The organism is Rhizobium quercicola, assembly GCF_021168455.1.
Taxonomy (GTDB): domain Bacteria; phylum Pseudomonadota; class Alphaproteobacteria; order Rhizobiales; family Rhizobiaceae; genus Ferranicluibacter; species Ferranicluibacter quercicola.
In genome coordinates, this window is sequence record NZ_JAJOZR010000007.1 from 213,892 (window position 1) to 239,083 (window position 25,192).

Genomic DNA, 25,192 nt, shown 5'->3' on the forward strand with positions numbered 1-25,192 from the left:
GCGCCTGCCCCTTATAGCATCATGGCGCGACTCGGCCTCACCCGCAGGAATGAAACGCCCCTTTCATTCCTGCGTCTACGATCCCGCGCGGCAGATGGCTATCTCCCGATCAGACCCTGTGACCAAGGAGAGCCCCATGCGCGACCAGCTTCTGATCCACCCGCTGACAGGTCCCAGCAACACCCGGCCCCACGGCAGACCTGGAAAGACCGACGCCTTCGCCGATCCGCTTGAGGACCCCGCCTGGGACGGCCTGCGCTGGCTCGTGCCGCTTCTCGCCGCACTGACCCGGCAGCGCGCCCCGTCCCCGGCATCGAAACCGGCGCGCCGGCCAAGGCCGGTCGGCCTCTACACCCGCTCGCCGTTGCGCAGCCGGTAGCTCGGCGCATACATCGTCACCAGCTCTTCCGCCGCGGTGGGATGCACCGCCATCGTCCGGTCGAAATCGTCCTTGGTGACACCCGCCTTCAGCGAGACGCCCAGAAGCTGCGCCATCTCGCCGGCGCTCGGGCCGAGAATATGCGCGCCGACCACCTTGCGCGTCTGCGCATCCACGACCAGCTTCATGATCGTCTTTTCGGAGCGGCCCGACAGTGTCGCGCGCATCGGCCGGAACGCGGTCCGGTAGATCTCGACCTCCGCCAGCGTGCGCGCCGCCTCGTCCTCCGTGAGGCCGACGGTGCCGAGCTCCGGCTGGGAGAACACGGCGGTGGCGATCAGATCGTGATCGGGCGATGTCGGGTTGCCCTTGTATTCGGTCTCGATGAAGCACATGGCCTCGTGGATGGCGACCGGCGTCAGCTGCACGCGGTTGGTCACATCCCCCAGCGCATAGACGCCGGGCGCGCTGGTGCGCGAGAACGCGTCCACGATGATCGCCCCCTGTTGGTCTGTCTTCACGCCCGCGGCCTCCAGTCCGAGGCCTTCCGTGTTGGGCACGCGGCCGAGCGCCAGCATCACCTGATCCACCGTCAGGATCTCGCCCTTCAGCGTCGTCACCAGCCGCCCGCCGCCCTCGGCATCCGAAATGGTTTCGATGATGTCCTCGCAGAGGATACGGATGCCCTTCTCGGTCATCGCCGTCTGCAGCCCTTCGCGCATGTCCTTGTCGAACCGCGACAGGATCTGCCCGCCGCGATAGATCAGCGTCGTTTCGACGCCGAGCCCGTGCAGGATGTTGGCGAACTCCACGGCGATATAGCCGCCGCCGGCGATCAGGATGGATTTCGGCAGCTCGGGCAGGTCGAACACCTCGTTGGAGGTCATCGTCAGCTCATGGCCCGGCAGCGCCGTATGCGGCGCCGGACGGCCGCCCACGGCGATCACGATCCGCTCCGCAGTCACGATCCGGCCCGTCGAGACCAGCTTGACGCTGTTCGGCCCCACCAGCTCCGCCCGCGTGTGAAAAATGTCGGCGCCGGCATTGGCAAGGCCCTTCTGGTAGAGCCCTTCCAGACGGGTGATCTCGGCGTCCTTGGCCGCCACCAGCTTGTGCCAGTCGAAGGATGTCTCCCCGACCGTCCAGCCGAAGCCTTCGGCATCCTTGAAATCGGTCGAGAAGGCCGAGGCGTAGACGTAGAGCTTCTTCGGCACGCAGCCACGAATGACGCAGGTGCCGCCGTAACGGAACTCCTCGGCGATCGCGACCTTCTTGCCGAGCGATGCCGCGACGCGACCGCTGCGCACCCCGCCGGACCCGCCGCCGATGACGAAGAGATCATAATCGTAAGATGTCATGGAAGGCTCCGGGGACCGAGAAGACTGCACATGCGCGGGGGCGCGGCGCGGTCACGTCCGGCGCTGCCCGTTGGCATGGCCTTGATATAGTGCGCCGGGCTGACAAAAGAAAAGCCCCCCGGACGGTCCGGAGGGCTCGAAGACGTCGTCGCGACGATCGGGCGGCAAGCCTCAGGGCGCAGGGGCCGGAGCCGGTGCGGCCGGAGCCTGGCCGGCGGCAGCGTCGGCCGGCGGGGCGAGCGTGGCCTGCAGCGCCTTGGTGGCTTCCGCATTCAGGTCGCGCGAAACGCCAGCCGCCCAGATATCGGCCGCCTTCAGCATCTCCCGCGAAGCGATCGGACCGTCGTTCAGGAGCTTCTTGCCGGCTTCCGACTGGTAGAAGGCGCTGATCGCGTTCAGCTGCTCGACGGTAAAGGTCTTGGCATAGATGGTCGCGGCTTCCCGCTCCAGATCGGCGCGGCGGCCGGCCAGTTCCAGCGCCTTGGTGTCGATCGTGGAGGAGATCAGGTCCTGATAGTTCGGCGAAGACTGGATCAGGTTGGCCTTCAGGCGCTCGGCGAGGTTCGGCAGGATATTGTCGAAATTGTCGGTGGCGCCGATGGCGGAAATGGCGGCGCGCGCGGCCTTCAGGTGGTCTTCTGTCACATCCTGCGCGAAAGCGGCCGGTGCCGTGGTGGCGAGAAGAACGAAGGCGGTCACGACGCGGACCCGGCCTGCAAATCTGTTCATGCGAAAAAGCTCCTGTGTGTTCTTGGGCGTCGCGCCGGTTCGACGCGTCCGGTAAAGGGGAATGGGGATCAGGCCGATCGTGCGCTCGTCATCACCCGGGCACCCGCCTCGCCGGCGATGATCGCCAGAGAAGCCATGCCGATGAAGAGGCCGTGCTCGACCACGCCCGGAAGTCCGTTCAGCTCGCGCGCCAGCGCATCTGCATCAGGAATGCGGCCAAAAGATGCATCGACGATCAGATGTCCACCGTCCGTCTCGAACAGCCCGTCGCCGGAACTGCGCAGCGTAAGCGCGCCCGAAAGCCCCAGCCGCGCGGCGGTTTTCTCGATGGCGATCAGCGTCGCCTTCTGCCCGAAAGGGTTGATCTCGATCGGCAGCTTGAAGGCGCCGAGCGTGTCCACGACCTTGCTCTCGTCGGCAATGACGATCATCCGCGCCGAGGAGGAGGCCACGATCTTCTCCCGCAGGAGCGCCCCGCCGCCGCCCTTGATGAGGTTGAGGTCGGGATCCACCTCGTCCGCGCCGTCGATCGTCAGGTCCAGTTCCGGCAGCTCGTCCAGCGAGCGCAGGGGAATGCCGAGGTCGAGGCACAGCCGCGCCGTGCGCTCGGATGTCGGAACACCCTCGATGCAAAAACCGTCCGCGACCTTCTCGGCCAGCAGGCGAATGAACTCTTCGGCCGTCGAGCCGGTGCCGATCCCGAGCCGCATGCCGTCCTCGACATGCGCGAGCGCCGCCTCGGCGGCCTTGATCTTCATCTGGCGGGCATCCATGCGCCGCTGTCTCCCGTTGAACCCGTGGTCCGGGCAGGGCCCGGCCGCCCGGAGGTTTACACGGCCCATGCGACAGAGGAAAGCCCCCGGCGCGAACACCCGGCCGAAGGGACCGCATCGAGCGCCCGGCCGGGTGCCGTCAGACCGAGACAGATTGCATTTCGGCCGGCGGTCGCTTACCCCGGCAGGCAAACACCAGACCCGGACTCCAGACCCGCAAAGGCCGCGCCCATGTCTTCCTCATCCAGCTCCCTGGCCCCCGCCACCATCGTCTTCGACCTCGACGGCACGCTGGTCGATACCGCGCCGGATCTCGTGGCAAGCCTCAATCATGCGGTCACGCAGGCAGGCCTCGCCCCGGTCGGCTATGACGACCTGACCCATCTCGTCGGCCACGGCGCGCAGGCCATGATCGAGCGGACGTTCAAGCTGCGCGGCAAGCCGTTGAGCGCGGACGATCTCGCCTGGCAGATGAAGGAATTCGTCGCGCATTACCACGCCACGATGCCCGGCGCCTCCACGCCTTACCCCGGCGTGCTCGAGGCCATGGACCGGCTGTCGGACGCCGGCTACCGTCTGGCCGTCTGCACCAACAAGCTGGAAATGCTCGCACGGACGCTGCTCGAAACCCTCGGCCTCACCGCCCGCTTCGCGGCCATCACCGGCGGCGACACGTTTGACGTGCGCAAGCCCCATGCCGAGCATCTGCTCGCCACCATCCGCCTTGCCGGCGGCACGCCCGCGCGCGCGGTGATGATCGGCGACAGCCGCAACGACATTCTCGTCGCCCAGAACGCCGCCATCCCCTCCATCGCCGTTCCCTTCGGCTATTCCGACGTCGCCGTGGAAACCCTCGACCCGACCGTCGTCATCCCCCATTTCACCGAACTGACCCCCGACCTCGTCGAGCGCCTTCTGGCGGGCAGGGCCTGAGGCGCACACCCCCGCCCCCGGTCCAGACATCCCGTCATCCGGAGGACAGGCCTTCTTGCCGAGAGAACGAAGACCTTCCCGCCAGCCCTAGCCGCGCGCAGCCTTCGCCGCCATCGTCGCGAGCACGATCTCGGCCGCCCGCTCGCCCGGCGGCACGTCCGTGCGCATGATGTCCCACATCGTATCGAAGCCGCCGATCATCGCACGACGCTCCGGCGTATCGTGCGAAAGCCGCTCCATCCAGCGGGCGAGCGCGCCGGGCCGGATCGATTCGTTGAAATATTCGGGCACGATCACATAGTCGGCGATCAGGTTCGGCAGGTTGGCCGTCCAGATGCGGATACGCTTGTGCATCATCCGGATCAGCCAGTCCGCCTTGTAGGTCGACACGACGGGAATGCTGCAGAGACCGAGCTCGAGGATGACGGTGCCGGAGGCCGCCATGGCGACATCGGCCTCGGCAAACGCCTGCCACTTCGCCGGCGTCCCCACCACCACCTCGACGGCGACCGGCCAGTCGCGCACCAGCGCCCGCACGTTTTCCGCCTGTCGCGGCACGGTCGGCAACACGAAGCGGAACGCGGGCGAACGCCGCGCCAGAATCTCGACCGCCTCGCGGAACACCGGCAGCAGCCGCGTGATTTCCGAGCCGCGCGAACCGGGAAGGATAAGGCATGTCCGCGGCGCATCTTCGCCTTCAACCTTCACCCCGCGCGCCTCAAGCGCTTTGCTGCGCGCCTCGCCCCGCGACCACTGCGCCGCGCGCACCGCCAGCACATCCGTGTCGGACGCCAGCCGGTGCCCGACATAGGTCGTCGGCGGCCCGCCCAGCGTTTCCATCGCCTCCGGCTCGAACGGCAGGACGGCAAGCACATGATCGACATAGGGCCGCATCCGCAGCGCCCGCTCCGGCTTCCACGCCCAGACGCTCGGGCAGACGTAATCGACGATCGGCAGGTCGGGCAGCGACGCTCGCACCAGCCTGGCCACGCGGTGCGTGAAATCCGGGCTGTCGATGATCACCAGCACGTCGGGCTTGGCGGCGACGATCGCCCGCGCCGTCTGGCGGATGCGCAGCAGCAGCTTCGGCAGCCGGGCGAGCACCTGCGAAAGGCCCATGATCGACAGTTCGGAATAGTCGAACAGCGACACCAGCCCCTGCGCCTCCAGTTCCTCGCCACCGACGCCCACGAGCGACACGGACCCGACACGGTCCTTCAGCGCCCGGATCAGGTCTGCGCCGAGCAGATCCCCCGAAACCTCGCCGGCGATGACCGCAACCTTGATCGGACCCTGCCCGTTCTCTCTCCGCATGCACGCTCCCTAACGATCCCGCGGAACGGCCGCCCGTCCGCCTTGCATCACAGTGTCATCATCCGCCGGAAACCGGCAATGCCGTCCGCAAATTCAGGAAACCGGCCGGGCGCGATCGAGCCCGGTCACGAATAGGCCGGAACGATCGGCCCGCTCGATGGTGGCCGCCCGCTCCAGAATCAGCGCCCGGCCCGCCTCCACGGCAATGCCGGCAAGGCCGGCCGCCAGGGCGCTCTCCACCGTCGAAGGCCCGATCGAGGGCAGATCGGCACGCAGGTCCTGTTGCGGCTTGCAGAGCTTGACCAGCACGCCGCGGCGGCGCTGCGAGATCCGTCCGTCGCGGCGCAGCCCCGCCACGCGCGCGAGCATGGCGTCGGTGCCCTCGGGGCCTTCCAGCGCCACGACGCGCCCGCCGACCGCGATGGCGCCCTGCCCGACATCGAGCGCGCCCAGCGCGTTGGCCGCCGCCGTTGCCGCAGCGATATCCCGCAGGTCGTCGTCGTCGGGCGCGATCCGCCCGATCCGCCCGATCTCGGCCAGAAGGTCCGGCACGATCTCCTGCACGCCGATGACGCGGGCGCCGCTCGCCTCGATGAGCGCGATCGCCATCTTCAGAACGGCATCGTCGCCGCCCGAAATCAGCGTTTTCAGCACCGCCGGCACGCGCGAGAGCGTCTTCAGCGTCGGTCGGATGTCCCGCCATTCCGGCCGGCGCTGCACGCCGCCGGACAGCACGACCCGGTCGATGCCTTCGGTTCGAAACGTCGCACTGATGTCGCGGAAATTGCCGATGCCGAGCGTGCGGCGGTCATAGCCGTCCCAGCCGTCGCCGGCCTCGCCCGTCAGCGCGATGATATAGGGATTTTCCCCGTGTGCCCGCGCGGCCGCCGCCACATGATGCGGCAGGCCGCCGCCGCCGGCGATGATCGCCAGACGGCCTCGTCCCTTGCGATCTCCAGGCGAGTCCGGGCTTTGCGGGGGCGCGCCCGGCACGGCGCTCAGCCCTTCTTTCCCCGGGTGGGGGACGAGAGCGCGCGGTCGCTGTCTGCGCCGATGAAGTCGAGGATCTCCATGACCGGCGCGCAGTCGAGATAATCCTCGCGGATCGCGGCCGCATTGGCCCGAACCGAGCCCGTGCCCTCGAAGATCGCCTTATAGGCGCGGCGCACCTGATGGATGACCGCCTTGTCATGGCCCGCACGCGACATGCCGACGACGTTGAGCCCGGAGAGAATGCCCGGATTGCCGTTCAGCATGCCATAGGGAATGACGTCGTAGCTGACGGCGGAAAGACCGCCGACGAAAGCCTGCCGGCCGACGCGCGTAAACTGGTGCACGGCCGAGCCGCCACCGAGAATCGCCCGGTCCTCGACCACGACATGGCCGGCGAGCATCACATTGTTCGACAGGATGATGTTGTTGCCGAGGCGGCAGTCATGCGCCACATGCGCATAGGCGAGAAACAGGTTGTTGTCGCCGACGGAGGTCAGGCCGCCATGCTCCACGGTGCCCGTGTTCATGGTCACGCCCTCGCGGATCGTGCAGTTCTCGCCGATCACGAGCCGGGTATCGACCGCGCTGTGGTGCACGCTCTGCGAATCGCCGCCGATCACGGCGGACGGGAAGATCCGCGTTCCCCGGCCGACGCTGGTGCGGCCGATCACCACCACATGGCTCATCAGCACGACATCGTCGGCAAGCGCCACCTGCCCGCCGACATGGCAGAACGGGCCGATGGTGACGTTCTCGCCGATGACGGCCCCGTCCTCGATGACGGCGGACGGATGAACCTTGGCGCTCGCGGCAATCATGTCAGGCTTCGTCCTTGCTGATGATCATCGCGCCGATATCCGCTTCCGCGACGAGGTGCCCGTCGACTTTGGCGTCGCAATGAAACTTCCAGATACTGCCGCGCTGCTTCTGCTTGACCACATGATACTCGACCCGGTCGCCCGGCACCACGGGCTTGCGGAAACGCGCATTGTCGATCGTCATGAAGTAGACGAGATTGCTGCCCGTCGCCGTCTTGCGCGCACAGATCGCACCCGCCGTCTGGGCCATGCCCTCGATCAGGAGGACCCCCGGCATGATCGGCTGGTCGGGAAAATGCCCCGTGAAATGCGGCTCGTTGGCCGTGACGTTCTTGATGCCGATCGCCGAATTGTCGCTGTCGATCTCGATGATCTTGTCGACCAGCAGAAACGGATAGCGGTGGGGCAAGAGCTTCATGATCTCGCGGATGTCGGCGGTGCCGAGAACGGTTGCCCCCATATCGGCAGTCTGGGTGTCGCCCGTTGGGGTGTCGCTCATTGCTTGTCTCCCGTCGTCGTCTTACGCTTTCTTAGGTTGGCCCGCGCCGCGATCTCGGCCGCTTCCCGCAGGAAGTCGCGCATGGGGCGCGCGGGAATACCGCCATACCGCTCGCCGGCCGGCACGTCCGCGGCCACGCCGCTCATCGCGCCGATCTGGCTGCGGTCGCCGATCGTGATATGTCCGTTGATGGCCGCCGCGCCGCCGATCATGACGCCGTCGCCGATGCGCGTGCTGCCGGCAATGCCGACCTTGGCCGCGATGCCGCAATGGCGCCCGATGCGCACGTTGTGTCCCACCTGGACGAGATTGTCGATCTTGGTGCCCTCGCCGATGACCGTATCGTCCATGGCGCCGCGGTCGATCGTCGTATTGGCCCCGATCTCCACATGATCCTGCAGGATGACGCGGCCGATCTGCACGATCTTGATCATGCCGCCGCGCGGCCCCGGCGCATTGCCGAAACCGTCCTGCCCGATGCGGGCGCCGGGATGGATGATGACATTGTTGCCGATCAGCGAGCAGAGGATCGTCGCGCCGGCCGCAATCGTGCAGTCGCGGCCGATCCGCACGCCCGGGCCGATGACGACGCCGGCGGCGATGCGCGTGCCCGAGCCGATCTCGACCCCTGCCCCGATGACAGCGGTCGCCTCGATGTCGATGCCGTCCTCCAGCCGTGCCGTGGGATCCACGAAGGCTGCCGGCGAGATGCCGGACGGACCGCCCAGATTCTGGATCGGACGCAGCGCCTCGGGATGGAAGATGGCGCCGGCCAGCGCGAAGGCGGTGTGGGGATATTTGGCGAGCAACACGGGAATGTGCGGCGGCACGATGGACGCGACGCTCTCGTTGCAGATCACGGCCGCTGCCTGCGACGTCGTGAACTCGTCACGATAGCGCCGCTGCAGCATGTAGCAGATGTCGCGCGGGCCGGCCCGATAGGTCGGCGCCACCGACGAGACGATCCGCTCACCGGCCGTCTCGTCCTGCAGCGAAGCGCCGATGCGCTCCGCCAGATCGCTCAGGCGGAGCCCGTCATGCGGCGGGAAAAACCAGTTAGCATCCATGGGCCAGACTCCAGAACAGTTTGGCATGCAGTTCTGGACTGCCGATATCAGAAATTCGACGAAATACCGAACTTGATGTTCTGCACCTTGTCGTAATCTTCCTTGGCGATCGGAACCGCGTAGTCGACACGCAGCGGTCCGAAGGGCGAAGCCCACAGGAGGCCAACGCCGAGCGAGGCGCGCAGCGAGGCGTCGGTGCCGACGATGCGGTCGCTGGCGCGGGTGCTGACGTCGTTGCCGTAGAGCGTGCCGGCATCTGCGAAGACGGCGCCACGGAAGCCCGCATCGCGCGGAACGCCCGGCAGCGGGAACGTCGCCTCGGCCGAAGCCGTGAAGTAGGTCGTGCCGCCGATAGCATCGCCGTATTCGCGGCTGCGCGGACCGATCCCGTTCCGCTCGAAGCCGCGGATTTCGCTGCTGCCGATCTGGAACTGGTCGAACACTTCCATCTCGCCGCCCGTACCGACCACATGGCCCGCACCGGCCGACAGCGACGCGATCACGTCGGCATCGTCGTTGACGGTGTAGTACCACTTGGCCTTGGCCGTCAGCTTGTAGAAGTCGGACGTGCCGCCGAGACCGGCGAACTCCTGCGTCGCCGTCGCCAGAATGCCTTCATGCGGCAGCTGGGCGTCGTCGAGCGAATTGTAGGTGAACGAGTTGGAGATCGACGACCGCGTCCACGGCGAGAAGTTCACGACGCGGCGATAGGGCGACGACAGGTCGGCCAGTTCGTCGTCGGATGCGTGGTAGTCGAGTTCCGTGTAGTTGTAGCGCAGCGTCGAGGACAGGCGCTCGGTGATCGGCGCGGTGACGCGCAGGCTGAAGCCCTGATCCTCGTAGCTGTAGTTGTCGTCGTTGAAGTCGTTCTCGTTCTTGAAGACGTCGAAGCCGGCTGCCAGGCGATAGCCGAGGAAGTAGGGCTCGGTGAACGAGACGTTGTAGGTCTTGCTGTCTTCGCCGCGACCGGCCGCGACGCGGATGTACTGGCCACGGCCGAGGAAGTTCTTTTCCTCGATCGAGGCTTCCACCAGGAAGCCGCCGCCATTGCCGGCCGAGTAGCCGGCGCCGATGCCGAACGAACCGGTCGACTGGTCCTGCACGTCGACGATGACGACCACGCGGTCGGACGCGGTGCCGGCCTGGGTCGAGATGTTGACGGTCGAGAAGTAGCCGAGCGCTTCGAGGCGGCGCTTGGCCGTCGCGATCATTTCCTGGTTGAAGGCGTCGCCTTCGCTCATGTCGAACTCGCGACGGATGACATAGTCGCGCGTGCGGGTGTTGCCGCGGATTTCGATGCGTTCGATATAGGCGCGCTCGCCCTGATCGACGAGGTAGTCGACGGCGATCGTGCGGCCCGCGAAGTCGCGGTTGCCGCGCGGCGTGACGCGGGCGAAGGGATAGCCCTGCGCGGCGACGCGCTTGGAGATCTCCGACATCGTTTCCTGCACGTCCTTGGCCTTGTAGATCGTGCCCTGACGGCTCTGGACCAGACCCTTCAGTTCCTCGGCATTGATGCCTTCGACGGTCGATTCGACATTGACCGGACCGAAGTCGTAGCGTTCGCCTTCCTCGATCGTGATGGTCACCGTGTACTCGTTCGACGTCTCGTCGAGAACGGCATCCGAGCTGACGACGCGGAAGTCGGCATAGCCGCGGTTGTAATAGAACTGGCGAAGCTGCTCCTCGTCGGCGCGCAGCTTGTCGGCATTGTAGACGTCCTTCCGGTTCAGGAAGGACAGGATGCCGGACTTCTTGGTGGAGATGACGCCCTGCAGGCGGCCGTCGCTATAGGCATTGTTGCCGACGAAGTTGATCGCGCGGATCTTGGTGCGCTCACCTTCATTGACGACGAAGGCGACGTTGATGCGCCCTTCCGCGATCGGCGCAGTCTGGACCGTCACGGTCACGTCGTTGCGTCCGATGCCGGCATAGGCATCCTTGATCGACTGGACGTCGGCCTGCGCGGTCGCCTCGCTGTAGGCGCCCAGCGAGCGGGTCTTGACGACCGCGGCCAGCTTCTCGTCGGTAATCTTGCGGTTGCCGTTGAAGACCACCTGATTGATCAGGTTGTTCTCGCTGACGGACACGACCAGCGCGCCGCCGGAAACGTTGATGCTGACATTGGAGAAATAACCCGTGGCGTACAGGCGCTTCACCGAAGCGTCGATGTCGCTGTTGGTGAACTCCCGGCCGGGAACGATGGTGATGTTCGAGCGAACCGTCTCGGCGCTGACGCGCGTTGCGCCGCGAACGTCGATACGACGAATCGTCGCAGCTTCAGCGACAGACGCACTGGCAAGAACGACGACGCCAGTTCCCGATGCGACAATCCCTGCAGACAGCGCAACCGCCGACACCGCGTTCAAAAACTTTGAACCAGCCTTCATGTTCTGATCTTACCTTCTTCCAATGTCCCGCGGCGTACGCGTGCCGACTCCGGTCATGCCTGCCGTTTTACCCGCTTTTCTCATACAAGCAAGGTAGCACGTTAATTTCCGTTTACTTCAATTCCCACCGTGGCTGAACGGCCACTACTGACAAGAATTATCGTAAACAAATCGTTTCTAATCAAACCTTTGAAGAGAAGCCTTGCTCCTGTTTAGCGCCTCTTCCTTAACCTTTAGCCAACCGCGCCGCTCATTCGTCCGACAAGCGAGGAAATATCGTTCCAGGTGGCGAAAACCATCAGCATCAGCACCATGGCAAAGCCGATGCGGAAGGCGATATCCTGGGCGGAGGGGCCGAGCGGACGGCCGCGAATGGCCTCGATCGCGTAGAACATCAGGTGGCCGCCATCGAGCACCGGGACCGGCATCAGGTTGAGAAGACCGATGGAGACCGAAAGCACGGCGGCAAGCTGCAGCACGGCAGCAACGCCGAGCGTCGCCATCTGCCCGGAGGCCTGCGCCACCCGGATCGGCCCGCCCAGCTGGTCGGCCTTCATATGGCCAGTCACGAGATTGCCGATATAGGCGAAGGTGCCGGTGACGATATGCCAGCTTTCAAGGGCGCCCTGCCCGATCGCTTCCAGCGGGCCGAAACTCTGCAGGCGGAAATTGCCGCTCTCCTGGTTCGTCAGGATGCCGATGATGCCCATTTCCATCTTGTTGCCGAACTGGTCGGTGATCTCGGTGCGCTTCGGCGCCATCGGTACCTCCAGACGCTGCCCGTCGCGGCGGATCTCCACGACGATGGGCATTTCCGGGCGCACGCCGACATAGCGGCGCACGTCGTCGAAGGTCGTGACGGCCGAGCCGTCGATGGAGACGAGCAGATCGCCCGGCCGGATGCCCGATTCGGCGGCCGCGCTGCCCGGCTTCACCTCGGAGACCACGGGATCGGCGATCGGCTTGCCATAGGCAGAGAACAGCAGCGCATAGATGACGATGGCGAGAAGGAAATTGGCGATCGGCCCGGCCGCGACCGTCGCGGCGCGCTTCCAGAGTGCGGCCCCCAGAAAGGTCCGCCCGCGCTCCTCGGCCGACAGACCCTCGAGCGCCTGATAGTCCGGCGTGCTGGCCGCATCCTCGTCGCCGTAGAACTTGACGTAGCCGCCGAGCGGAATGGCGCAGAACTTCCAGCGCGTGCCGCGCCGGTCGTTGAAGCCGACGAGCTCGGGCCCGAAGCCGATGGAAAAGGCGACGATCTTGATGCCCGACCAGCGACCGACGAGGTAATGGCCCATTTCATGCACGAAAACGAGCAGCGTCAGGACCAGGAGAAACGGGACGATATAGCCCACGAAGAGATGAAGGAGATCGGCCAGGTAGGTCATTGTCGTCCTTGTCAGGTCGCCGGAGGCGGGCTTGGTCGCCGAAGGCGGGCTTGGTCGCCGAAGGCGGGCTTGGTCGTCGAAATCTTGTCGCGCCCGCACCCTTTGAACGAGGCCCGGCGGCTCCGTCTTATAGAGGCGGCGGATGCGATGCGATACGGGCCGCGAAATCACGTTTTTGAAGAACCGATGTCCCGCTGCCCCGCATCGTCGCCGCTATCGCCTCAAAGCCCCAGGAGCAACGAACCGACCTTGCCGCCGGCGCCGGTCATGGCTTCCCCGAGCGCGATGATCAGCGCCGCGAAGCAGGCGACCACGAGCCCGTCCACGCGGTCCCAGACGCCGCCATGCCCGGGAATGATGCGGCCGCTATCCTTCACGCCGCACCGGCGCTTCACATAGGACTCGAACAGGTCTCCGCACTGGCTGGCGATCGAGAGCACGAGCGCGACCAGCGGGATGCGCGCGTCTTCGAGCGAGAAGTACAGGGCGTAGACGGCCGTTCCCGCAACGACGCCCGAGATCGCGCCGCCGATGGCGCCGGACCATGTCTTGCCGGGCGAAATGCTGGGCGCGAGCTTCGGGCCGCCGATGGCCCGGCCGAAGAAGAAGGCGAGGATGTCCGTCGCCCAGACGACGGCGAAGACGAAGAGCATGGCGACGAAACCGACCTGCGTGTCGTCGCGGATGGTCGCAAGCGAGATCGTCGTCATCCCGGCATAGGCGACGCCGCCCGGCAGCCACCAGCCGCGGCCATGGAAGCGCGACCAGACGATGGCGGCGATGGCGGCGAGAATGAGGACCGGCAGCGCATATTCGTCGCCACCGCCGATGATGAGCACGGCGACGACCGCCTGCACGCCCCAGCCGGCGAAATAGGCGCCGCGATCGCCCTCGGCGATCCGCGTCATGCTCGCCCATTCATGCCAGACGGCAAGCCCGATGATGGCCGAGAGAATGGCGAAGGCCGGACCGCCGATCCAGGTGTCGCCGAGCGCGACGGCCGCAAGCACGGTGCCGGACATGATCCGGAGCTGGAGTTCGCGGCTCATCACGAACCGACCGCAAGGCTGGCCGGCGGCGGCGTGGCGGGCGAGGCGGCGGCGGTCGACGCGACATTGCCAAAGCGCCGGTCGCGCTGCCGGTAGACATCGATGGCGCGCATCAGCAGCGTCCGGTCGAAGTCGGGCCAGTATTCCGGCAGGAAGACGAACTCCGAATAGGCGGATTGCCAGAGCAGGAAATTGGACAGCCGCTCCTCGCCGCTGGTGCGGATCACGAGATCGGGATCCGGAATGCCGGCCGTATCGAGCCGGCTGGCGATCAGCGGCGGCGTGATCTGCTCGGGGCGCAGCCGCCCCTCGGCGACATCCACCGCCAGCGACTGCATGGCCCGGGCGATCTCGTCGCGCGAGCCGTAGTTGAAGGCGATGCAGACGGTGATCGACGTATTGTTGCGCGTCGTCTCCTCCGCCTCCAAGAGCAGCGGCAGCACGTCGCTGCGCAGGTTCCAGCGGTCGCCGATGATGCGGATCCGCACGTTCTGGCGGTGCAGCTCCGCCAGATCCCGGCGGATGAACACCTTCAGCAGCCCCATGAGGTCGTTCACCTCGGGCTCCGGCCGGCTCCAGTTTTCCGAAGAGAACGCATAGAGCGTGAGATAGCGGATGCCGAGTTCGCCGGCCGCGCGCACCGTCTCACGAACGGCCTCGACACCTTTCCGGTGCCCCATGGTCCGCGGCAGGCCGCGCCGTGCGGCCCAACGGCCATTGCCGTCCATGATGATGGCGACATGGAGGGGAAGCTTTCTGGCGGACGGATCGGACATGGACGGCCTGACTTCGCGGAGGAGGAGAAAACGCAACGGGCACCCTAGACCTGCATGATTTCCTTTTCCTTATCGACGAGCAAGCGGTCGACGTCGGAAATCATGTCGTCGGTCATCTTCTGGACCTTCTCCGACTGGATGCGGCTGATGTCCTGGCCGATCGTGCCGTCCTTTTCCGCCTTTTTCAGGTTGTCCATGCCGTCGCGGCGCACATGACGGATCGCGACCTTGCTCTTTTCGGCATAATCATGCGCCACCTTCACCAGCGAGCGGCGACGCTCCTCGTTCAGTTCCGGCAGGGGAATGCGCAGCGTCTGGCCGTCCATGATCGGGTTCAGGCCGAGATTCGATTCGCGAATCGCCCGGTCCACCGCATTGACCATCGAGCGGTCCCAGACGGACACGCCCAGCATGCGCGGTTCGGGCACCGTGATGTTGGCGACTTGGTTGAGCGGCACGCGCGAACCATAGGCTTCGACCATCACCGGATCGAGAACGTTGGCCGAGGCCCGCCCCGTCCGCAGCGAGGCGATGTCGTTCTTGAACGCATTGATCGCCCCGTCCATGCGGCGCTTCAGGTCGTTGAGGTCGATACCTTCACTCATGTTCTATGCTCCGTGCTCGGCCCGTGCGATCGCGCTTTCTGCGAGATCCTGCCGTTTCAGTTGTCGGTGACGATGGTGGCGCGGCCGCCGCCCGTCAGGATATCGGTGAACCCGCCCTTCTCGTGGATCGAGAAGACGATGATCGGAATGCTGTTTTCGCGCGCGAGCGCCACGGCCGAAACGTCCATCACGGCGAGTCCCTTGTCCAGCACCTCGCTATGCGTCAGCCGTTCGAAGCGGGTCGCGTTCGGATCCTTCTTGGGGTCGGCGGAGTAGATGCCGTCCACCTGCGTGCCCTTGAAGATCGCCTGCGCGCCCATTTCCGCGGCACGCAGCGCCGCGGCCGAATCGGTCGTGAAGAAGGGATTGCCCGTGCCGCCGGCGAAGATCACGACGCGGCCGAGCGACAGATGGTAGAGCGTCGCGCGCTGGGAGAAGCTCTCGCAGATCTCCGGCATGGCGATGGCGGACAGGACCACCGTGTCGATGTCGAGCTTGCGCAGCGAGGTCGCCAGCGCCAGCGCGTTGATGACGGTCGCCAGCATGCCCATATGGTCGCCCGTGACGCGGTCGCCCCCCTTGGAGGCCACGGCGACACCGCGAAAGATGTTGCCACCACCGACGACCACGCCCACCTCGACGCCCATGCCGCGCGCAGCGGCGATGTCGGAGGCGATCCGGTCGACAACGGTGACGTCGATGCCAAACCCCTGATTGCCCATCAGCGCTTCGCCGGAGGCCTTCAAAAGCACGCGTTTGTAGAGCGGTTCGGCCGACATCGTCACTCCTGTCGTGGTGCGCGTCCGGACGTCCGGCGCGCTGTTGGGTCAAGCATACGGCACCCGCGGGGGCTGCATCGCATCCGGAGAATCCATCCGCCGGGTGGACGCTCTGCGTCGAGCCGGATGGACGCAATTGCGTCAAGCCGGCTGGAAGCAATTGCGTCCAGCCGGATACACGAAGGGCACCGCGTTGTCCACGCGATGCCCTCCCGATTTGCGCGAAGCCGAAGAAGAATCAGCCCTTGGCGACGGCGGCCACTTCGGCTGCGAAATCGCTCTCTTCCTTCTCGACGCCTTCGCCGAGCAGGAGGCGGGCCATGCCCGTGACTTCGATCGGCGCGCCGACCGTCTTTTCGGCTTCCTTGATGGCAGCCTCGACCGTCAGGTCGGGGTTCATCACGAAGGCCTGGCTGAGCAGCGCGACTTCTTCGAAGAACTTGCGCATGCGGCCTTCGACCATCTTCTCGATGATGTTGTCCGGCTTGCCAGAGGCGCGGGACTGTTCGATGAAGACGTTACGTTCGCGTTCGGCGACCGCGGCATCGACTTCCGTCGAGCGGATGGCGAGCGGGTTGGTCGCAGCGATGTGCATGGCGACCTGGCGGCCGATGGCGTTCAGGGCATCCTTGTCGCCGGTCGATTTCAGCGCGACGAGAACGCCGAGCTTGCCGAGGCCGTCCGTCACCGCATTGTGGATGTAGGTCGAGACGACGCCGTCCTCGACGGAGAGCAGGGCTGCACGGCGCAGCGTCATGTTCTCGCCGATCGTGCCGATCGCGTCCTTGATGCTGTCGGACACCGACTTGCCGGTCGCCGGATAGGTGGCGGCATTGATCGCATCGACCGTGCCGTCCGTCTCGACGGCAACCTTGGCAAAGCCGCGGACAAGTTCCTGGAAAGCCTCGTTCCGGGCGACGAAGTCGGTCTCGGAGTTGACTTCGATGACGACGGCCTTGGTGCCGGCGCTGGTGATGCCGATCAGGCCTTCGGCGGCCGTGCGGCCCGACTTCTTGTCGGCCTTGGCGATGCCCTTGGCGCGCAGCCAGTCGATCGCGGCTTCCATGTCGCCGTTGGTTTCGCCCAGTGCCTTCTTGCAATCCATCATGCCTGCGCCGGACTTCTCGCGCAGTTCCTTCACCATTGCTGCAGTAATGGTCGTCATCGTCTTGGCCTCTTTCTGTGTCTCGTCCGGTGCGCTCAGATGCGGTCGAGCGGCGTTGTCCGGAAAGTGTGTGAGGGTGTGGCCCCTCAAGATGACATCGTGATGAACAATCTCACCCGATGCGGATCCGCCCGCAGGCGGTCTCCTCGAAAAGAAGCGGGGCCGCCCACTTCATCAGTCGCAAACGGCCCCGTTCGGTCAATCGTGACGGGCACCGCGTCGGGTGCCTGCCGTGATCGTGCTTGGTATCAGGCGTCGGTCGCGACGGCTTCTTCTTCCAGAGCCGGCTCGACGAGCGTCAGCTCGCTGGCAGCGCCGAGGTCGCGGCCGGAAGCGCCCTGCTGACGGGCGATGCCGTCGAGAGCGGCACGGGCGATCAGGTCGCAGTAGAGCGAGATGGCGCGCGAAGCGTCGTCATTGCCGGGGATCGCGTAGTCGATCTGGTCCGGATCGCAGTTCGAGTCGATCACCGCGACGACCGGAATGCCGAGACGCTTGGCTTCCTCGATCGCGATCGACTCCTTGTTGGTGTCGATGATGAACATCAGGTCGGGAACGCCGCCCATGTCGCGGATACCGCCGAGAGCGCGGTTGAGCTTTTCGCGCTCGCGCTCGAGGTTCAGGCGTTCCTTCTTGGTGAAGCCCGAAGCGTCGGAGGCGAGGATCTCGTCGAGCTTGCGCAGGCGCTGGATCGAGTTGGAGATCGTCTTCCAGTTGGTCATCATGCCGCCGAGCCAGCGGGCGTTGACGTAGTACTGGGCCGAACGCTTGGCGCTATCGGCGATGATGTCCGAGGCCTGGCGCTTGGTGCCGACGAAGAGAACGCGGCCGCCCTTGGCAACCGTGTCGCTGACGGCCTGAAGGGCGCGCGACAGCATGGGCACGGTCTGTGCAAGGTCGATGATGTGAACGTTGGAACGCTCGCCGAAGATGTAGGGCTTCATCTTCGGGTTCCAGCGGTGAGTCTGGTGGCCGAAGTGAACACCAGCTTCGAGAAGCTGGCGCATGCTGAAATCGGGCAATGCCATGCCGTTTATCCTTTTCCGGTTGAACCTCCGTGGGGAAAACAGCACCGTCGGATGACGGTGCCACCGGGCGGAACGCAACGGATGTCTCCCGAAACGTCCCAGACCCCACGTGTGGAATGCGGCCCGCCATACAGCGGGACGCCGCGAATATCAAGAAAAAAGGCGTGAAGTTCGAGGTTTTATACGCTCAACCGCCGATGCCGCCTACTTGCAGGTGCCCTCGCCGCCCGGCTTGAACATTTCGAGGTTCGCCAGCTTGCCGCTCAGCACGAAGTCGCCGTAATCCATCGTCAGGTCGCGCGTGATGCCGTTCTCGTAGAGCTTGAAGGCCATGCGATAGATCGGCACGGCGTCGCCCGTCGCCTCGTCGTTGAAATAGGAGATCGTCACCGGCCAGAAAGGCTTCTGCGCCATCACGCCGGCCTTGCCGACATCCGCATCCTCGTCGCCGGCCTTCGGCTTGTGCTGCGCGCCGACCAGCGTCGTCGTCACCAGCGTCTTGTCGCCGCTGTCGGAGCCGTCGAAGATCCGCGATTCGAAGATCTTGTCGCCGCGCTTTGCCCGGTCGATCACCTCGAGCATGTGCTCGGTCGGAAACAGGCTGTGGGCCAGCGCCACCTCGCGCTTGTCCGGCGAGGTCAGGTCCACCGTCACGCCGTCCTTGGCGTCGTGGGCGAGCCCGCGCACCTCCTTGTCCAGCTTCTCGTCGGTGAAGGAGCGCGTGAGAAAGCGGAAATTGCCGGTCTTCAGATCCTCGAAGGTCGTCGTCTGCTGGTCCGTCAGCCGCGTGTCCTCGCCAGTGTCCACCTTGGTCACGAAACGGAAGCTCACCGTGTAGCCGTCGCAGGCCGAGCCGTTGAATTCGTAGACCATGCGGCCATACATGCTGGAAATGCCGGAACGCTCGGAAGAATCCTTCAGCTCGAGATCGTAGACGGCACGGTGCGGAACCAGGATGTTCGCCGTGGCGTTCTCCGTCCCGACCACCATCGTCCCCAGAAGGGATGCGGCTGCAACGATGTAACGGGTCATGCCTGAACGAAACATTCAACTGCTCCTGTTGGATCGACGCGCGATGCTATATGGAAGCATGCGTCGAAAGCGGGGCGGCGGATCGGTTTCCGCTGCAACGCACAACACGTGCATGACGCATTCCCCATGAGAATACAATATTGTCCGGAGACATCCATGTCCGCAGAAATCGAAGCCCGCATCGAACAGCTCGGCATCACCCTGCCGGTTGCCGCCGCCCCGGCCGCAAATTACGTCCCCTTCGTCATCAGCGGCCAGCATCTCTATATTTCCGGACAGCTGCCCATGGAGAACGGCAAGGTCGCCGTGCTCGGCCTCGTCGGCGCTGATGTCGATGTGACCGCCGCCCAGCGCGCCGCCGAACTCTGCGCCATCAACGTGCTGGCCCAGGCCAAGGCGGCGCTGGACGGCGACCTCGGCCGCATCCGCCGCATCGTCAAGCTGAACGGCTTCATCGCGTCGGCCCCCGGCTTCACCGAGCAGCACCTCGTGATGAACGGCGCGTCGAACCTCATCGTCACCATCCTCGGCGAGGCCGGCGTTCACGCCCGCGCCGCCGTCGGCATGGCCGGCCTGCCCTTCAACGCCGCCGTCGAGATCGACGCCGTCATCGAGATCGCGTGAAGCCCATGCCCGCAGCGTCTCAGAACAGGGATCCGTCGTTCCTCAAGGCCCAGCCGGTCGCCCATCGCGGCTATCACGACATGAACAATGCGATCTGGGAAAACACCATTTCCGCCTTCCAGCGCGCCATCGACCATGGCTACGCCATCGAATGCGACCTGCAATACACGGCGGACGGCGTGCCCGTCGTGTTCCACGATGACGACATGCAGCGCCTCTGCGGCGTCGAGGGCGATATCCGCCTGAAGACCGTGGGCGAGCTCGGCCTGTTCTCCATCGGCAACACCGCGGATCGGATTCCCTCGCTCTCCCAGCTGCTGCGCCTCGTCAAGGGCCGCGTTCCCCTGGTGCTGGAGCTGAAGGGTCGCCAGGGCGACGACGAGGGCTTTGCCGATTCGGTGGTCGATATCCTCGAAAGCTACAGCGGCCCCGTCGCGCTGATGAGCTTCGACCACTGGCTGTTGAAAGACCTGAAGGCCCTCGAATCGCGCTTCCCCCTCGGCCTCACCGCCGAAGGCGCGCGGCCGGAGGAGTTCGCGCTTCACGAGGAGGCCATGGCGCTCGGTCTCGATTTCATCTCCTACCATTATGGCCACCTGCCCAATCCCTTCATCTCGGCCCAGCGCGAGCTCGGCCGGACCGTCATCACCTGGACGGTGCGCGACGAGGCGGCGGCGGACCATACCTTCCTCCATGCCGATCAGATGACCTTCGAGGGCTTCGAGCCGCGTCCCCGGTCGACCGGGGATCTGGTGGCCTGACGCATGGCAGACGAGGTCAGCATCCGCATCGAGACGTCGTTCAGGGACATCGACAAGGCGGCCTGGGATCGCCTCATCGGCACGTCGAAGGCGTCGAGCACCGCCGAAGTGCCCTACAACCCTTTCGTCTCCCACGCCTATCTCTCGGCGCTGGAGGACTCCGGCTCGGCCACGGCGGAGACCGGCTGGCTCGGCCAGCACCTTCTGATGGAGGACGGCAACGGCGCGCTGGCCGGCGCGCTCGTCTGCTACCTGAAGAACCACAGCCAGGGCGAATACGTCTTCGACCACGGCTGGGCGGACGCGCTGGAGCGGGCGGGCGGGCGCTATTACCCGAAGCTGCAGAGCTCCGTGCCCTTCACGCCGGCCACCGGCCCGCGCCTGCTCGCGACATCCGAGCCCTTCGCGCCGGAGGCCGTCAGACAAGCGCTGGCGGCGGGCCTGACGGAGCTTGCCAAGCGGCACAAGGTCTCCTCCGCCCACGTCACCTTCGTGCCAGAAGCGGAAATCCCGACCTTCGAGGATGCCGACTTCCTGCACCGCACAGACCAGCAATTCCACTTCACCAATGACAACTATGCCAGCCACGACGATTTCCTCGAGACGCTCGCCTCCCGCAAGCGCAAGGCGCTGAAGAGGGAGCGCCGCGCCGCGCTCGAAAACGGCTTCACCGTGGACTGGCTGACCGGCGCCGACCTGACCGAGGAGATCTGGGACCAGTTTTTCCGCTTCTACATGGACACCGGCAGCCGCAAATGGGGCCGCCCCTATCTCACCCGCGCCTTCTATTCCCTGATCGGCCAGCGCATGGCCGACGACATCCTCCTCGTCATGGCCAGACGCGAGGGCCGCTATGTCGCCGGCGCCATCAATTTCATCGGCGGCGATGCCCTCTATGGTCGCCACTGGGGCGCGATCGAGGATCACCCCTTCCTGCATTTCGAGGTCTGCTACCACCAGGCCATCGATTTTGCGATTGCGCGCGGCCTGAAGCGCGTGGAGGCCGGCGCGCAAGGGGAGCATAAGCTCGCCCGCGGCTATCTCCCGGTCACCACCCACTCCGCCCACTATTTCACGCATCCCGGCCTGAAACGCGCGGTCGCCGACTATCTCGAGCGCGAACGCCTCGACGTGGAAGCCATGGGCGATATCCTCACGGAGCACAGCCCCTTTCGCAAGGGCGAGCGGCAGGACGTGGACTCCGACACCTGAAGACGACAGTGCAGACCAGAAGGGACCTCCGATGACCCAGTACGACACCAGCAACATCTTCGCCAAGATCCTGCGCGGCGAGATCCCCTCCCACACCGTCTACGAAGACGAGGCCGTCATCGCCTTCATGGACGTCATGCCGCAGGCCGACGGCCACGCCCTCGTCGTGCCGAAATCCCCCTCGCGCAACCTGCTGGACGCCGATCCGGCCACCCTGCCCGCCGTCATCGCCGCCGTTCAGACCGTCGCGATCGCCTCCAAGAAGGCCTTCTCCGCCGACGGCATCACCATCCTCCAGTTCAACGAAGCCCCCGCCGGCCAGTCCGTCTTCCACCTCCACTTTCACATCATCCCCCGCCACGAAGGCCACCCCATGCGCGCCCATTCCGGCACCATGGAAGACGGCGACATCCTGAAGGCCAACGCCGAAAAGCTCCGCGCCGCGCTGGGCTGAGGAGGCCGCACACGCTCTATCGTCATGCCTGGGCCTGTCACGAGCATCTGCAATGGCTTGATTTCGTTTAATTTGTATTTTGTCAGACGGTAATTGCGAAATATTCGGCATGTCCGAGGCAAGCGACACAATCTCTTGGCCTAGACTTTGCACGGTGGCATCCGACTTCGCGCGTCCCGGCAAGTCGAGCCAAAACGGCTTCATCAACGGCGATCAAGAGGAGGCTCACGTCGGAATTCCGGGACGCCCACTGTTCCCGAGTCTTGCGGATTCCCGCGAAAAATCGCCGACTCGGCGCCGCCACTAGAATGAGAAACGCCCTCACTTGGCTGTCGGATATAAAGTCGCGATTGACCTGAATAAGCCCGGTTGCGTAACCCGCCGGCCATCGTGACGGAACCGGAGAACTCTAAAACGCTCGTCGGCCAAAGACTTGGTCCCGAAGCAATCTGGCGCCGCGCAAGGCTGGCGCGCGAGGCCTGAAGCCGGGCGTTGGGCTGCACCGGCCGCCCTGCCCGCCCTTCTACCCCGCGCCATCCGCGCCGCCAAGAGCCCGGCCCACGACGCGCGAAACACGGTCCGGCGACAAAAAAGAAAAAAGCCTGCCGCGGGAGGAGGTGCGGCAGGCTTTGTAAAAGGATCCAAGGGTCGGGAGGAGCTGACCCGGATCTCTCGATGCGCCCGGGAGGAGGAGGATGGGCGCTTCGATAGCTTCAAGATAATATTGCATTGCAGCAAAAACAAGATGGCGAGGACGATTTTCTCCGCCCCGCCCGCCGTGCCCCGTGCGAGGCCGCGAATAACCCCGGTCTCGACCGCAGCCCGCCTAGCGCCAGATGCGCGAGGCCAGCGTCTCCCGCCGCTCGCCTGAGCCCAGCAGATAGCCGGCAACGAAGGCTGCGGCGCCCACCAGGAGCAGCACGGACCCGGTCGCTGCCCGGTGGTCCTGCGCGGTGGCGACCACGGCACCCGCCTCGCGTTGCACGGCAGTCGTTGCGCGCTTCACCTGCGCGGCCACCGTCGTCTTGTCTTCCAGTTCGCCGGTAAATCCCGTCTTGATGTCGGACATCTCGCTGCTCCGGTTGTAAGTGATGTGAACATCTCCAACATCGCGGAGAGGAATTTTGTTCCGCAGTGCCGAAACAAACCGCGTTTTCAGGGCAATCCGTTTTTGCAGTGCAGTATAACGAGGCAAATTTTGCTCGAGAAGCCGGTTTTATTTTCCGTTTTTGGAAATTTTCTCTGGTTGCATCGTCCTGTTTCTGGCAAGCTCTTCGTGAGGTGCCTCATAAAAACCCGCTTCGCAGCCGCAAATGCCTGAGTCGCGAAAACACGTCGCAGAAAAGTGATCGGAAAAAGAGGCGAGGGAGAGAATCATGGTCGAGGACAATCTGTATCGCATCGTTGAAGTCAGCGTGAAGCGTGGCACCGACCGGCGCGATGTCGGCATCATGACGGTGCGCCAGGCTCTGGCCCTGCCCGATGTGCCGAGTCTCGAATATACCGACCCGGACCGCAAGACGCGCAGCGGCGGCCCCTTCATCACCCGCGCCCAGCTCCAGGCCTACGCCTGCCGCTGACGGCCGCGACCGGGATGGACGACCGGCGACGGTTCCCGCGCCGGCCGGCATCTTCTGACGGGCGGTCAAGGGTGTGCGAATGCACCGCCCCGTCTTCCCCGCGGCTCCGTCCGGGTGCTATCCTGCCGCTGTCGTCACCAGCATCCGGATTGCCATGAACACCGTCATCCCCGCCGCCCCGCCCGTCATCCTGCCCGTTCGCGGCAGCGAGGCCGGGTTTCCCGTTCGTCGCGTCTACTGCGTCGGCCGCAATTATGCCGCCCACGCGATCGAGATGGGGCACGATCCCTCCCGTGAGCCGCCCTTCTTCTTCCAGAAGAACCCGGAAAATCTCGTCCTGCCGGCGTCGGGCTTCCCCTATCCTGCGCAGTCCGCCGACGTGCACCACGAGGTCGAACTCGTCGTGGCGCTGAAAGCCGGCGGCACGGAGATCGATCCGGCCGCCGCGATGGCGTGCGTCTGGGGCTACGGCGTCGGCATCGATTTCACCCGGCGCGACCTCCAGGCGGAGGCCAAGACCAAGGGCCATCCCTGGGCCGCCGCCAAGGCCTTCGAGCATTCCGGCCCCGTCTCCCCGCTCGTTGCCGCCGCGGATTGCCCCGATCCGGCCAGCGGCCGTATCCACCTCAGCGTCAACGGCGAGACCCGGCAGGATGGTGATCTCGCGCAGATGACGTGGAAGATCCCGGAGATCATCGCCGAACTGTCCAAGCTCTTCACGCTGGCCGCCGGCGATATCATCCTCACCGGCACGCCCGCCGGCGTCAGTGCCGTCAACCGCGGCGATGTCGTCACCTGCGGCGTCGACGGGTTCGGCGACCTCACCGTTACCATCGTCTGAACCGGTTTCCGGCGCGCCCGGCGATCGGCCGGACACCGTCCGACAGATCCGGCCTGCGGGGAGCCACCGCGCAGGCCAACAGCCCCGCCCCACGCCCTTGGAGCCATCATGCCCCTCTACGCCCTCGGCACCACCAGACCCACCTGCCCGCCCCCCGGCCGCTACTGGATCGCGCCGGATGCGCATGTCGTCGGCGATGTCGTGCTGGGGGAGGATGTCGGCATCTGGTTCGGCGCCGTGCTGCGCGGCGACAACGAACCGATCCGTGTGGGCACCGGCACCAATATCCAGGAGGGCGCCGTCGTCCATGTCGATGCCGGCTTCCCCGTCAGCATCGGCCAAGGCTGCACCATCGGCCACCGCGCCATCGTGCACGGCTGCACCATCGGCGAGAACAGCCTCGTCGGCATGGGCGCGACCATCCTCAACGGGGCCGTCATCGGCCGGAATTGCCTCGTCGGCGCAAATGCGCTCGTCACCGAAGGCAAGGTGTTCCCCGACAATTCCCTGATCGTCGGCGCCCCGGCCCGCGTCCTGCGCACGCTCGACGACACCGCGATCGAAGGCCTGCGCACCTCGGCCGAACACTACGTCCGCAATTGGCAGACCTTCGCAGCGACGCTCACACGCATCGAGGAGGAGTGA

27 protein-coding genes are annotated in these 25,192 nt (G+C 65.5%); 9 read left to right on the forward strand and 18 right to left on the reverse strand.

Translation table 11 applies throughout. The features are described from left to right. Window positions 1–136: 136 nt before the first annotated feature. On the forward strand, window positions 137–379 hold the full coding sequence (locus LRX75_RS12655) for a hypothetical protein (protein ID WP_231814863.1): 243 nt from the start codon (window positions 137–139) through the stop codon (window positions 377–379). Here the strand turns inward: LRX75_RS12655 and gor are convergent. The 3 genes from gor to rpiA form a co-directional block, all read right to left on the reverse strand. Continuing rightward, complete coding sequence (gene gor / locus LRX75_RS12660; protein ID WP_231814865.1) at window positions 349–1,737, reverse strand: glutathione-disulfide reductase; 1,389 nt, start codon at window positions 1,735–1,737, stop codon at window positions 349–351. The two genes, LRX75_RS12655 and gor, sit on opposite strands and share 31 nt — an antisense overlap. 171 nt (window positions 1,738–1,908) lie before the next feature. Beyond that, window positions 1,909–2,466: a DUF2059 domain-containing protein gene (locus LRX75_RS12665; RefSeq protein WP_113148565.1), complete on the reverse strand. Its 558-nt coding sequence runs from the start codon at window positions 2,464–2,466 to the stop codon at window positions 1,909–1,911. Window positions 2,467–2,534: 68 nt separating this feature from the next. Further along, window positions 2,535–3,239 (reverse strand): ribose-5-phosphate isomerase RpiA, encoded by a 705-nt coding sequence (gene rpiA / locus LRX75_RS12670; protein WP_231814867.1) that lies wholly within the window; start codon window positions 3,237–3,239, stop codon window positions 2,535–2,537. Window positions 3,240–3,470: 231 nt separating this feature from the next. Between rpiA and LRX75_RS12675 the strand changes: the two genes are divergently transcribed. Continuing rightward, the gene (locus tag LRX75_RS12675; RefSeq protein ID WP_420851193.1) at window positions 3,471–4,172 is read left to right on the forward strand and encodes an HAD family hydrolase; all 702 of its coding nucleotides are present in this window, start codon (window positions 3,471–3,473) and stop codon (window positions 4,170–4,172) included. Between the two features lie 87 nt (window positions 4,173–4,259). On the opposite strand, the gene lpxB is transcribed toward LRX75_RS12675, so the two are convergent. The 14 genes from lpxB to LRX75_RS12745 form a co-directional block, all read right to left on the reverse strand. Further along, window positions 4,260–5,486: a lipid-A-disaccharide synthase gene (gene lpxB, locus LRX75_RS12680; RefSeq protein WP_231814869.1), complete on the reverse strand. Its 1,227-nt coding sequence runs from the start codon at window positions 5,484–5,486 to the stop codon at window positions 4,260–4,262. 93 nt (window positions 5,487–5,579) lie between these two features. Then, window positions 5,580–6,479: an LpxI family protein gene (locus LRX75_RS12685; RefSeq protein ID WP_231814871.1), complete on the reverse strand. Its 900-nt coding sequence runs from the start codon at window positions 6,477–6,479 to the stop codon at window positions 5,580–5,582. A gap of 5 nt (window positions 6,480–6,484) precedes the next feature. Continuing rightward, complete coding sequence (gene lpxA, locus LRX75_RS12690; protein WP_231814873.1) at window positions 6,485–7,297, reverse strand: acyl-ACP--UDP-N-acetylglucosamine O-acyltransferase; 813 nt, start codon at window positions 7,295–7,297, stop codon at window positions 6,485–6,487. Between the two features lies 1 nt (window position 7,298). Further along, the gene (gene fabZ, locus LRX75_RS12695; protein WP_231815032.1) at window positions 7,299–7,757 is read right to left on the reverse strand and encodes a 3-hydroxyacyl-ACP dehydratase FabZ; all 459 of its coding nucleotides are present in this window, start codon (window positions 7,755–7,757) and stop codon (window positions 7,299–7,301) included. Between the two features lie 35 nt (window positions 7,758–7,792). Next, window positions 7,793–8,863, reverse strand: a complete 1,071-nt coding sequence (gene lpxD, locus LRX75_RS12700; protein WP_231814875.1) for a UDP-3-O-(3-hydroxymyristoyl)glucosamine N-acyltransferase — start codon at window positions 8,861–8,863, stop codon at window positions 7,793–7,795. A gap of 47 nt (window positions 8,864–8,910) precedes the next feature. Continuing rightward, window positions 8,911–11,253: an outer membrane protein assembly factor BamA gene (bamA, locus tag LRX75_RS12705; RefSeq protein WP_231814877.1), complete on the reverse strand. Its 2,343-nt coding sequence runs from the start codon at window positions 11,251–11,253 to the stop codon at window positions 8,911–8,913. 233 nt (window positions 11,254–11,486) lie between these two features. Then, a complete protein-coding gene (rseP, locus tag LRX75_RS12710) occupies window positions 11,487–12,641 on the reverse strand; it encodes an RIP metalloprotease RseP (RefSeq protein ID WP_231814879.1) in 1,155 nt (384 codons plus the stop codon). Between the two features lie 221 nt (window positions 12,642–12,862). Continuing rightward, window positions 12,863–13,690: a phosphatidate cytidylyltransferase gene (locus LRX75_RS12715; protein WP_231814881.1), complete on the reverse strand. Its 828-nt coding sequence runs from the start codon at window positions 13,688–13,690 to the stop codon at window positions 12,863–12,865. Then, window positions 13,690–14,466, reverse strand: a complete 777-nt coding sequence (locus LRX75_RS12720) for an isoprenyl transferase (RefSeq protein WP_231814883.1) — start codon at window positions 14,464–14,466, stop codon at window positions 13,690–13,692. The genes LRX75_RS12715 and LRX75_RS12720 overlap by 1 nt, the downstream gene beginning before the upstream one ends. A 44-nt stretch (window positions 14,467–14,510) precedes the next feature. After that, a complete protein-coding gene (frr, locus tag LRX75_RS12725; protein ID WP_092983997.1) occupies window positions 14,511–15,071 on the reverse strand; it encodes a ribosome recycling factor in 561 nt (186 codons plus the stop codon). Window positions 15,072–15,127: 56 nt separating this feature from the next. After that, window positions 15,128–15,850 (reverse strand): UMP kinase, encoded by a 723-nt coding sequence (pyrH, locus tag LRX75_RS12730; protein WP_113148610.1) that lies wholly within the window; start codon window positions 15,848–15,850, stop codon window positions 15,128–15,130. Window positions 15,851–16,088: 238 nt separating this feature from the next. Beyond that, entirely contained in the window at window positions 16,089–17,015 is a 927-nt protein-coding gene (gene tsf / locus LRX75_RS12735) for a translation elongation factor Ts (protein ID WP_113148555.1), read from the reverse strand. A gap of 248 nt (window positions 17,016–17,263) precedes the next feature. Next, entirely contained in the window at window positions 17,264–18,043 is a 780-nt protein-coding gene (gene rpsB / locus LRX75_RS12740; protein ID WP_113148554.1) for a 30S ribosomal protein S2, read from the reverse strand. A 204-nt stretch (window positions 18,044–18,247) separates the two neighbouring features. Then, a complete protein-coding gene (locus LRX75_RS12745) occupies window positions 18,248–19,090 on the reverse strand; it encodes a cell envelope integrity EipB family protein (RefSeq protein ID WP_420851194.1) in 843 nt (280 codons plus the stop codon). A 141-nt stretch (window positions 19,091–19,231) separates the two neighbouring features. Between LRX75_RS12745 and LRX75_RS12750 the strand changes: the two genes are divergently transcribed. From LRX75_RS12750 to LRX75_RS12765, 4 genes are read left to right on the forward strand one after another with little or no spacing between them, the layout of a single operon-like run. Beyond that, window positions 19,232–19,699 (forward strand): RidA family protein, encoded by a 468-nt coding sequence (locus LRX75_RS12750; RefSeq protein ID WP_113148552.1) that lies wholly within the window; start codon window positions 19,232–19,234, stop codon window positions 19,697–19,699. A gap of 5 nt (window positions 19,700–19,704) precedes the next feature. Continuing rightward, window positions 19,705–20,460, forward strand: coding sequence for a glycerophosphodiester phosphodiesterase (locus LRX75_RS12755; protein ID WP_231814885.1), 756 nt, complete (start codon window positions 19,705–19,707; stop codon window positions 20,458–20,460). A gap of 3 nt (window positions 20,461–20,463) precedes the next feature. Then, window positions 20,464–21,672, forward strand: coding sequence for a GNAT family N-acetyltransferase (locus tag LRX75_RS12760; protein WP_231814887.1), 1,209 nt, complete (start codon window positions 20,464–20,466; stop codon window positions 21,670–21,672). Window positions 21,673–21,703: 31 nt separating this feature from the next. Further along, entirely contained in the window at window positions 21,704–22,126 is a 423-nt protein-coding gene (locus tag LRX75_RS12765; RefSeq protein WP_231814889.1) for an HIT family protein, read from the forward strand. Window positions 22,127–22,952: 826 nt separating this feature from the next. Here LRX75_RS12765 and LRX75_RS12770 read toward each other — a convergent pair. Then, window positions 22,953–23,195 carry a hypothetical protein gene (locus tag LRX75_RS12770; protein ID WP_231814890.1) on the reverse strand — a complete coding sequence of 81 codons (243 nt, stop codon included), beginning with the start codon at window positions 23,193–23,195 and terminating at the stop codon, window positions 22,953–22,955. Between the two features lie 307 nt (window positions 23,196–23,502). Between LRX75_RS12770 and LRX75_RS12775 the strand changes: the two genes are divergently transcribed. From LRX75_RS12775 to LRX75_RS12785, 3 genes are all read left to right on the forward strand, one after another. Then, on the forward strand, window positions 23,503–23,706 hold the full coding sequence (locus tag LRX75_RS12775; RefSeq protein ID WP_231814892.1) for a hypothetical protein: 204 nt from the start codon (window positions 23,503–23,505) through the stop codon (window positions 23,704–23,706). Window positions 23,707–23,860: 154 nt separating this feature from the next. Next, a complete protein-coding gene (locus LRX75_RS12780) occupies window positions 23,861–24,547 on the forward strand; it encodes a fumarylacetoacetate hydrolase family protein (protein WP_231814894.1) in 687 nt (228 codons plus the stop codon). Window positions 24,548–24,655: 108 nt separating this feature from the next. Next, on the forward strand, window positions 24,656–25,192 hold the full coding sequence (locus LRX75_RS12785; RefSeq protein ID WP_231814896.1) for a gamma carbonic anhydrase family protein: 537 nt from the start codon (window positions 24,656–24,658) through the stop codon (window positions 25,190–25,192).

What these genes read in the sequence shown, in the direction of transcription:
- pyrH (WP_113148610.1), bottom strand. Translation starts at nt 15,850, where the DNA reads ATGTCGGCCGAACCGCTCTACAAACGCGTGCTTTTGAAGGCCTCCGGC.
- LRX75_RS12750 (WP_113148552.1), top strand. Translation starts at nt 19,232, where the DNA reads ATGTCCGCAGAAATCGAAGCCCGCATCGAACAGCTCGGCATCACCCTG.
- rpiA (WP_231814867.1), bottom strand. Translation starts at nt 3,239, where the DNA reads ATGGATGCCCGCCAGATGAAGATCAAGGCCGCCGAGGCGGCGCTCGCG.
- LRX75_RS12760 (WP_231814887.1), top strand. Translation starts at nt 20,464, where the DNA reads ATGGCAGACGAGGTCAGCATCCGCATCGAGACGTCGTTCAGGGACATC.
- LRX75_RS12755 (WP_231814885.1), top strand. Translation starts at nt 19,705, where the DNA reads ATGCCCGCAGCGTCTCAGAACAGGGATCCGTCGTTCCTCAAGGCCCAG.
- rseP (WP_231814879.1), bottom strand. Translation starts at nt 12,641, where the DNA reads ATGACCTACCTGGCCGATCTCCTTCATCTCTTCGTGGGCTATATCGTC.
- LRX75_RS12665 (WP_113148565.1), bottom strand. Translation starts at nt 2,466, where the DNA reads ATGAACAGATTTGCAGGCCGGGTCCGCGTCGTGACCGCCTTCGTTCTT.
- lpxB (WP_231814869.1), bottom strand. Translation starts at nt 5,486, where the DNA reads ATGCGGAGAGAGAACGGGCAGGGTCCGATCAAGGTTGCGGTCATCGCC.
- LRX75_RS12780 (WP_231814894.1), top strand. Translation starts at nt 23,861, where the DNA reads ATGAACACCGTCATCCCCGCCGCCCCGCCCGTCATCCTGCCCGTTCGC.
- LRX75_RS12715 (WP_231814881.1), bottom strand. Translation starts at nt 13,690, where the DNA reads ATGAGCCGCGAACTCCAGCTCCGGATCATGTCCGGCACCGTGCTTGCG.
- LRX75_RS12675 (WP_420851193.1), top strand. Translation starts at nt 3,471, where the DNA reads ATGTCTTCCTCATCCAGCTCCCTGGCCCCCGCCACCATCGTCTTCGAC.
- lpxD (WP_231814875.1), bottom strand. Translation starts at nt 8,863, where the DNA reads ATGGATGCTAACTGGTTTTTCCCGCCGCATGACGGGCTCCGCCTGAGC.
- fabZ (WP_231815032.1), bottom strand. Translation starts at nt 7,757, where the DNA reads ATGGGGGCAACCGTTCTCGGCACCGCCGACATCCGCGAGATCATGAAG.
- LRX75_RS12720 (WP_231814883.1), bottom strand. Translation starts at nt 14,466, where the DNA reads ATGTCCGATCCGTCCGCCAGAAAGCTTCCCCTCCATGTCGCCATCATC.
- bamA (WP_231814877.1), bottom strand. Translation starts at nt 11,253, where the DNA reads ATGAAGGCTGGTTCAAAGTTTTTGAACGCGGTGTCGGCGGTTGCGCTG.
- lpxA (WP_231814873.1), bottom strand. Translation starts at nt 7,297, where the DNA reads ATGATTGCCGCGAGCGCCAAGGTTCATCCGTCCGCCGTCATCGAGGAC.
- tsf (WP_113148555.1), bottom strand. Translation starts at nt 17,015, where the DNA reads ATGACGACCATTACTGCAGCAATGGTGAAGGAACTGCGCGAGAAGTCC.
- LRX75_RS12655 (WP_231814863.1), top strand. Translation starts at nt 137, where the DNA reads ATGCGCGACCAGCTTCTGATCCACCCGCTGACAGGTCCCAGCAACACC.
- LRX75_RS12770 (WP_231814890.1), bottom strand. Translation starts at nt 23,195, where the DNA reads ATGTCCGACATCAAGACGGGATTTACCGGCGAACTGGAAGACAAGACG.
- LRX75_RS12775 (WP_231814892.1), top strand. Translation starts at nt 23,503, where the DNA reads ATGGTCGAGGACAATCTGTATCGCATCGTTGAAGTCAGCGTGAAGCGT.
- frr (WP_092983997.1), bottom strand. Translation starts at nt 15,071, where the DNA reads ATGAGTGAAGGTATCGACCTCAACGACCTGAAGCGCCGCATGGACGGG.
- LRX75_RS12745 (WP_420851194.1), bottom strand. Translation starts at nt 19,090, where the DNA reads ATGTTTCGTTCAGGCATGACCCGTTACATCGTTGCAGCCGCATCCCTT.
- rpsB (WP_113148554.1), bottom strand. Translation starts at nt 18,043, where the DNA reads ATGGCATTGCCCGATTTCAGCATGCGCCAGCTTCTCGAAGCTGGTGTT.
- gor (WP_231814865.1), bottom strand. Translation starts at nt 1,737, where the DNA reads ATGACATCTTACGATTATGATCTCTTCGTCATCGGCGGCGGGTCCGGC.
- LRX75_RS12765 (WP_231814889.1), top strand. Translation starts at nt 21,704, where the DNA reads ATGACCCAGTACGACACCAGCAACATCTTCGCCAAGATCCTGCGCGGC.
- LRX75_RS12785 (WP_231814896.1), top strand. Translation starts at nt 24,656, where the DNA reads ATGCCCCTCTACGCCCTCGGCACCACCAGACCCACCTGCCCGCCCCCC.